We start from the raw sequence: 7015 nt of genomic DNA, 5'->3' as shown, positions 1-7015 counted from the left end.
CCGCCAGATCGTCCGCGGCGAACTCCACGAAGGCGACGCCCTGCCCCCCGAAGCCGTCCTCATGGAACAGTTCGGCGTCTCCCGCCCCACCCTGCGCGAAGCCTTCCGCGTCCTCGAATCCGAAGCCCTCATCAGCGTCCGCCGCGGCGCCCACGGCGGCGCCCGCGTCCACACCCCCAACGGCCACGTCGCCGCCCGCTACACCGCCCTCGTCCTCGAACACCAACACACCACCCTCGCCGACATCCACACCGCCCACACCCNCCTCGAACCCGCCGCCATCCGCCTACTCGCCACCACCGCCACCGACACCCACCTCACCCACCTCACCACCCACCTCACCACCACCGACCACGCCCTCGCCACCCCCCACCCCAACCCCACCGACATCCACACCCACCACCTCAACTTCCACACCCTCCTGCTCACCACCCCCGCCAACCACACCCTCACCATGATCAGCAGCATGCTCCGCCACATCCTCGACGCCACCACCCCCACCCCCGACACCCCCACCCCCGACCTCACCACCCTGCGCCACCAACACACCACCCACCACCAACTCCTCACCCACCTCACCAACCACGACCCCGACGCCGCCGAAACCCTCTGGCGCCACCACCTCACCACCACCCCCCACACCCCCCACCAACCCACCACCCCCCTCGACCTCCTCGGCGACTAGGCCGCGTAGCCGACCACCCGGGCAGCGAGCCACCCGCCGCCCGTTCGGGGTACCGGCCGCCGCGGCGCGCCCGGGATGGCCACCTGCCGGCGGATGCGGCCGACGACGGCGCCACCGCGGCGCTCCGTCGGCCCCACGCGATCCCTGTACGCTGCCCCGCATGGGATCTGGGCGGGTACGGGTTCGATTCGCGCCGTCTCCCACCGGCATCTTCCATGTGGGTGGGGCGCGTTCGGCGCTGTTCAACTGGCTGGTGGCGCTGCGCGCGGGCGGCGACTTCGTGCTGCGCGTCGAGGACACCGACGCCTCGCGCAACCGGCCAGAGTGGACCGACGGCATCATCAGTGCGCTGGACTGGCTCGGGATCAGCCCCGGCCGGTACGAGGGCCCGGTGCTGCAGTCCTCTCGCGCGGACCGGCATCGGGCGGCCGCGGTCCGCCTGCGGGAGGCGGGGCTGGCGTACTTCTGCGACTGCACCCGCGAGGCGCTGGCGGAGCGCACGGGCAACGCCCAGCACGGCTACGACGGTTTCTGCCGCGACCGCGGGCTGGAGCCCGGTCCCGGCCGCGCGCTGCGCTTTCGCACTCCCGACGACGGCGTGACGACGGTGCACGACCTGATNCGCGGGACCCCGGAGTTCCCGAACGACACCATCGAGGACTTCGTGATCGCGCGGGCGGACGGCTCGGCGGTGTTCCTGCTCGCCAACGTCGTCGACGACCTGGAGATGGGGATCACCCACGTCATCCGGGGCGAGGAGCACCTGTCCAACACGCCCAAGCAGCAGCTGCTGTGGGCCGCGCTCGGCGCCGCCGAGCCGCCGGTGTGGGCGCACGTGCCGGTCATCGTCAACGAGAAGNGGCAGAAGCTGTCCAAGCGGCGGGACAAGGTGGCGCTGGAGTCCTACCGGGACGAGGGCTACCTGCCCGGCGCGATGAAGAACTACCTGATGCTGCTCGGCTGGGCGCCGTCGGGCGACGACGAGATCGTGCCGTGGGAGACGATCGAGTCGACGTTCGACCTGGCCGACGTGAAGCCGTCCCCGGCGTTCTTCGACGAGAAGAAGCTGCGGGCGTTCAACGGGGAGTACATCCGGGCGCTGAGCGTCGAGGAGTTCATCGCGGCGGTCGAGCCGTGGCTGGCTCCCCCGGCGGCGCCGTGGGCGGCCGACGCCTTCGACGCCGGCACGTTCGCCGCCGTCGCCGGGCTCGCCCAGTCCCGGGTGTCGGTGCTGGCGGAGATCGTGCCGATGGTCGACTTCCTGTTCCTGCCGGCGGCGCCGGTGGACGACGCGGCCTGGGCGAAGGCGATGAAGGGGCCGGCGGCGCAGCTGCTCGCCGACGTCCACGACGTGTTCGGCAAGATCGAGTGGGACGCCGAGACGCTGAAGGCGACGCTGGCCGAGCTCGGCGAGCGCCACGGCCTGAAGCTGGCCAAGGCGCAGGCGCCGGTGCGGGTCGCGGTCACTGGGCGCACCGTGGGGCTGCCNCTGTTCGAGTCGCTCGAGGTGTTCGGCCGGGAGNCCACCCGCCGTCGGATCGCCGCGGCCCGGGATCGTCTCGCCGCCGGCTGAACGGCGGCCGCCGCGCTCCCGGACTCGGCTCACCGGCTCCGGGAGCTGGCCCGGACTGAGGGAGCTGGCCCGATCTCACGAGCTGAGGGAGCTGGCCAGAACTGATGAGCCCGGGTCGCGGCTGGGACGGGCCGCGACCCGGGCTAGGGAGACCCACCGGAGGTCGGGGTTACCTCCGCCGGGTGAAGCTCGGATCCATCAGGTCGCGCTCCGGTGCTCGTCGGCACCAGGTTCGACGGTGACCAGCACATCTCTCGGGGCCTAAAGGATTCTTAAGATCAGCAAAAGACAACCTGTGATCTCGAAATCACGCTCCGTTCATTGACGGTAGACATCCCGTGATGTCGGGACAAGAGTCCGCCCACGCGCACTCAGGGCTCGTCGTGGCCGCGGGTGGAGGCGCCGCGCGGGCTGCGCTGGCGCGGGCTGAGCGCCGCCCAGTCCGCCGCCCAGGTGGCCAGGGGCTCGAGCACGCCCTGCAGGCGCCGACCGTGGGGGTCAGCCGGTACTCGCCGACCTCGTCCACCTCGACCAGGCCGGCCTCCCGCAACTCCCGCAGCCGCTGGACGAGCTGCGCCTCGGGGGCGTCCAGCCGGGCCGCCAGCGTGCGAAACGGCAGCGAGCCGCCCCGCAGGTGCCAGTAGAGGCCGAGGGCGAAGCGCCGGCCCAGCAGGTCCACCAGGGCGGCGAGCGCCGGCGGCACCCCACCGGGAACCTCCGCCGGCGCGGGGCCGCCCGCTCGCCCCGGCCCCGCCGCCCGTGCCCGCGCCGACCTGGCCGGCTTCATCGCCATGGGGTGCTCCGATCCGTCGCGCCCGCACGCTCCCCCGGGTCGACCCGCCGGGAGCGGCGACGACCGAACCATCCGGCGGCGACACCACCCGACGGGAACAACGCCCAACGGGGACACCACCCGGCGGCGACGCCGTCCAACGGTGAGACCATCCGAGAGGAGACGACGGGACACCGGCTGCCAATCCGGTCCCGGGACGATGCGACGGCGGCGCCGCCGGTCCTCAATGGGCGCCGACGGAGCTGACACCGTTCGAGCTGTGCGCCGCCACCGGACGGAACGGGCGGGTTCCGGACGGCTCGACCTCCCCGGCGAACAGGCCGCGGACCCGGTGGAAGACCGTCCCTGCCTGCGCGGACACGACGCCGGCGGCGCTCTGCACCTCTGGGCGTTCCCGAACCTCCCGAAGCTGTCGCATGATCACGTCGTAGTGCTNGCGTCCGCCTCGGGACCCCAGGACGTACCCGAGGCCGAGTGCGATGACGACGCTGGGCCTGATGCGCATGTTGCCTCCCGGGAGACCGATGGACGTGCTGGCGGATGGCCGCCGGCCGGCCGGCGTTGTGCCGCCGCAATGATTACTACCCCACGGCCAGGTCAGCATGAACCTCAGGTGGCCAGCGCGGTCCCCCGCGGAGCCGAGCTCCCGCTGGTCCGGCGACCGGCCCGGTCAGCTCCCGGCACCGAGCTCGGGCAGGTCGACGGAATCCAACCGCAGCAGGTCCTCGGTCGTCGGTACCGCGAGCTCCGCCACCCGCTGCGCCTGGTTCTCCGTCATCTGCTGAAACACCTGACGGGCGAGCCGGCCGTTGCCGAAGCCGCGGTTGCGGGGCAGCGCCGCGAAATAGGAGTCCAGTGCGGCGACGGTGGGGGCGGGCAGCTCGTACTCGTGCTGGCGGCACTGGCCGGCCACGATCTGGGTGAGTTCCGCGCAGGTGTAGTCCTCGAAGGGGATGACGCGGGAGAACCGGGAGGNCAGCCCGGGGTTCGAGGTGACGAACCGCGTCATCTCCGCCGGATATCCGGCCACGATGACGACGACCCGATCGCGGTGGTCCTCCATCAGCTTGACCAGCGTGGCGATCGCCTCCTGGCCGAAATCGTTGCCGAGGCCGGGCGGAACGAGGGAGTAGGCCTCGTCGACGAACAACACGCCGCCCAGCGCCCGTCGGAAGATCGCCTGGGTCTTCGGCGCCGTGTGGCCCACATACTCGCCCACCATGTCCGAGCGGTCGGCCTCGACGAGATGGCCGCGTTCGAGTATGCCGAGCGCCGCGAGGAGCCGACCGTACAGCCGGGCCACGGTCGTCTTCCCGGTGCCCGGGTTTCCGGCGAACACCAGATGCCGGCTCAGCGGCGGCGCGGGAAGGCCGGCCTCCTGGCGGCGCCGGACGGTTCGCATGAGTTTGACCTGCGCGCCGACGTCCTGCTTGACCCGCTCCAGGCCGACCAGCCCGGCCAGCTCGCCCAGCAGGTCCGCCAGGCTCGCAGTCGGTCGCTCCCGCGCCGCGCCGCGCCGTCCGCGCCGGTCCGGGTCTGTCGGGGCGCCCACAGCGGCGGGACCCGTGCCGACCGCCGCGTCGGGCGACCCGCCCCCGGCACCCGTCGCGCCCGGCAGGCGCACCTGGCGTACGTCACGGACCTCGCACCGCGCGAACTCCGGCTCGGCGCCCTCGGCGAGACTCAGGTCCGCCTCGCAGTCCAGGATGCGACAGCCGACCAGCCGCGGGCGGGCGCCGTCGCCCACGTGCACGGCCGGCAGGCCGGAGCCGGCGATCTCGCAGTCCTCGAAGGTGCCCGCGGCGCCGTCGCCGACGAACAGGCCGTTCTTCGCCGGCCGCCGCAGCCGCGTCGATCGCACCACGGGGCTGGNACCGGTCCAGATCACCAGGGCCGAGCCGCCGGTCTCCACGATCTCGCAGTCCTCGAGCCGGGCGCGGGCCCGCTGGGCCAGCACCACCCCGGCCGCGCCGGTTCGTTCGACCCGGCAGGTACGCAAGGTGGCCTCGGCATCGGTACCGATCTGCACGCCGGCCCCGGAACCGCCGGTGATGCGGCAGCCCGTGCACACGGCCGACGTGCCGGCGGCCACGGCGAGACCGTTCGCATTGCCGTCGAGCTCGCAGTCGTCGGCTGTCAGGGCCGCCGTGCCCTCCGTCTGGATGCCGGACATCGCGCTGCCGGCGACCGAGACGCCGCGCAGCCGCGCCACGGCCGCACCGGCGACGTGCAGGCCATGCTCGGGGGTCCCGCGCAGCCGGCCGCCGGACAGCTCGCCGTAGGCGTCCGCGCCGAGGTGGACGTTGCTGTAGCCGCTGGTCTCGACGGTGAGGCCGGCCAGGACGGCCCGCGCGCCGTCGGTGAGGAACACCCCGTTCGCCGCGCAACCGCGAACCGCTCCCCCCACGCCGTGCAGCGACGCCTTGCCGCGGGCAACCAGCCCGCTGGTGCCGGCCGCGTCGATGTCGCACGAGTCGAGGCGCAACTCGGCGTGCCCGAGGGCGACCACTCCCGCCAGGGCGGTTCGCCGGATCCGGCATCGGACGAGGCTGGCGCGGGCGGCTCCCTCGAGCAGCAGGCCGTCGGCGCCGGCCTGGACGATCTCGCAGGCGACCAGCCGCACCCCGGCCCCCCGCTCATCCCCGGCCGCGTCGGCGTCTCCGGAACCGTCGCCGTCTCCGGAACCGTCGCCGTCTCCGGAACTGCCGGCATCTCCGGAACTGCCGGGGTCCGCCGCCGACGCGCCGGCATCCGCGGGCGGACCCAGCAGCCGGATCCCCTCCCTGCCGGGGTTCAGGAACAGGCAGCCCTCCAACATCGCGGCGCAGTCCTCCTCGACCAGCAGGCCGCTGCGTCCGGACCGGCTGATCTCACAGTTGCGCGCCCACAGCGTCGCGCGGCCCCGCAGCCGAAGTCCGGANCCCCTCNCCCGGCTCNCCCGCGAGTCGACCAGGTCCACGACAGCCTCACCAGCCGCCACCACACCCGTGCCCGCCACGCTCTCGACGACGCAGCCCGTGAGAGTCGCCCGCCCGTCACCGAGGACGTGCAGCCCGGCCAGGTCGGCTCCGGCGATCCGGCAGCCGCGCAGGTGGGCGGAGCCGCCGGCGATCTCGACCCGGCCGCCGACGATGTCGCAGTCCGCCAGCTCGGCGACGCCGGCGGTGACGAGCAGCGTGGCGGCGGCGGGGTCGGCGCCGGCCAGGCCGAGGCCGTCCATCACGACAGGCGCGCGCACGATCAGCGGTCCGACTCCGGCCAGCCACACCGTCCCCGGGCCGCTTGCGGCAACGAGGCGAACCGCCCGGTCGAGGACGAGCTGTTCCGGGTAGCGGCCGGGGGCGATCGACACCATCCCGCCGGCCGGCAGCGCCCGTAGCGCGGCGCCGACGGTCGGAAACGCACCTGGCCCGACCCGCACCGCCGCCTCCGCGTCGCCCTCCCCTGTCGGAATCCGCCCGGCCATCGGCGCGCCCCCGACCACCGGCGCACCCACGACCACCGGCGCGCCCTTCACCATCGGCGCATCCCCGACCACCGGCGCACCCTTCACCGCAACGGCGCCCACGACCAGCCGTGCCCCGCCCGCGTCGCCGGTGGCGACGATCCGGGCTGTGCCTTCACCATCACCGGCTTGTCCACGGCCCCGCACCCTGCGCATCGGTACGCCCCCATCGCCCGTTCACCGAGCCGCGGCACACCGCCATCCTGGCGGCTGCCAGGGCACGGTCCGAGTGTCCGCACCCCGATCGGTACTACGCGCCCGGACCGCGGCACGGTTCATCCGTGAACCGGTCGGCCTCCTGCACTTGCCGACGCGACCAAAGGCGGGCACCCGCCGACACGGCACCGCCCACACACCACTTCTTGATCACAAGTGGACAGGCACTCTGGTCCATGGACTCGCTCCCCGCCTGGCCGCCCGCCCGGCCACAGGGACCGCTGTCGGACGTGCTCGCGGATC

At 73.6% G+C, this 7015-nt stretch carries 5 protein-coding genes and 7 pseudogenes; 6 read left to right on the top strand and 6 right to left on the bottom strand.

Annotation, left to right across the window (positions count from 1 at the left end; all coding sequences use genetic code 11):
* The 6 genes and pseudogenes from UK94_RS53670 to UK94_RS74025 all read left to right on the top strand — a co-directional run.
* A pseudogene (locus UK94_RS53670) lies at nucleotides 1–263 on the top strand (winged helix-turn-helix domain-containing protein); the annotation flags it as partial.
* A 1-nt stretch (nucleotide 264) separates the two neighbouring features.
* Nucleotides 265–685, top strand: a 421-nt coding sequence (locus tag UK94_RS53665) for an FCD domain-containing protein (protein WP_235488073.1), incomplete at its 5' end; no start/stop codon positions are given.
* 160 nt (nucleotides 686–845) lie between these two features.
* A pseudogene (locus UK94_RS53660) lies at nucleotides 846–1306 on the top strand (glutamate--tRNA ligase family protein); the annotation flags it as partial.
* 1 nt (nucleotide 1307) lies between these two features.
* Nucleotides 1308–1544 (top strand): annotated as a pseudogene (locus tag UK94_RS53655) (glutamate--tRNA ligase family protein); the annotation flags it as partial.
* Between the two features lies 1 nt (nucleotide 1545).
* Nucleotides 1546–2173: pseudogene (locus UK94_RS53650) on the top strand (glutamate--tRNA ligase family protein); the annotation flags it as partial.
* Nucleotides 2174–2208: 35 nt separating this feature from the next.
* A partial coding sequence (locus UK94_RS74025) for a hypothetical protein (RefSeq protein WP_268761393.1) occupies nucleotides 2209–2258 on the top strand: 50 nt, incomplete at its 5' end.
* A gap of 307 nt (nucleotides 2259–2565) precedes the next feature.
* On the opposite strand, the gene UK94_RS15650 is transcribed toward UK94_RS74025, so the two are convergent.
* From UK94_RS15650 to UK94_RS53630, 6 genes and pseudogenes are all read right to left on the bottom strand, one after another.
* Entirely contained in the window at nucleotides 2566–3051 is a 486-nt protein-coding gene (locus UK94_RS15650) for a helix-turn-helix domain-containing protein (protein ID WP_313949512.1), read from the bottom strand.
* 223 nt (nucleotides 3052–3274) lie between these two features.
* Nucleotides 3275–3486: pseudogene (locus tag UK94_RS15645) on the bottom strand (hypothetical protein); the annotation flags it as partial.
* A gap of 235 nt (nucleotides 3487–3721) precedes the next feature.
* Nucleotides 3722–4026 (bottom strand): annotated as a pseudogene (locus tag UK94_RS53645) (sporulation protein); the annotation flags it as partial.
* A gap of 1 nt (nucleotide 4027) precedes the next feature.
* Nucleotides 4028–4912: AAA family ATPase (locus UK94_RS53640; RefSeq protein WP_235488071.1), on the bottom strand; the 885-nt coding region annotated here is incomplete at its 3' end.
* A gap of 12 nt (nucleotides 4913–4924) precedes the next feature.
* A pseudogene (locus UK94_RS53635) lies at nucleotides 4925–5971 on the bottom strand (right-handed parallel beta-helix repeat-containing protein); the annotation flags it as partial.
* A gap of 17 nt (nucleotides 5972–5988) precedes the next feature.
* Nucleotides 5989–6271: right-handed parallel beta-helix repeat-containing protein (locus UK94_RS53630; protein ID WP_235488148.1), on the bottom strand; the 283-nt coding region annotated here is incomplete at its 3' end.
* Nucleotides 6272–7015: the final 744 nt, after the last annotated feature.

Origin of the sequence: Frankia sp. AvcI1 (assembly GCF_001420875.1) — a bacterium.
Classification (GTDB): Bacteria; Actinomycetota; Actinomycetes; order Frankiales; family Frankiaceae; genus Frankia; species Frankia alni.
The sequence above is the reverse complement of the archived record's forward strand: the minus strand, read 5'-3'. Positions and strand labels throughout refer to the sequence as shown.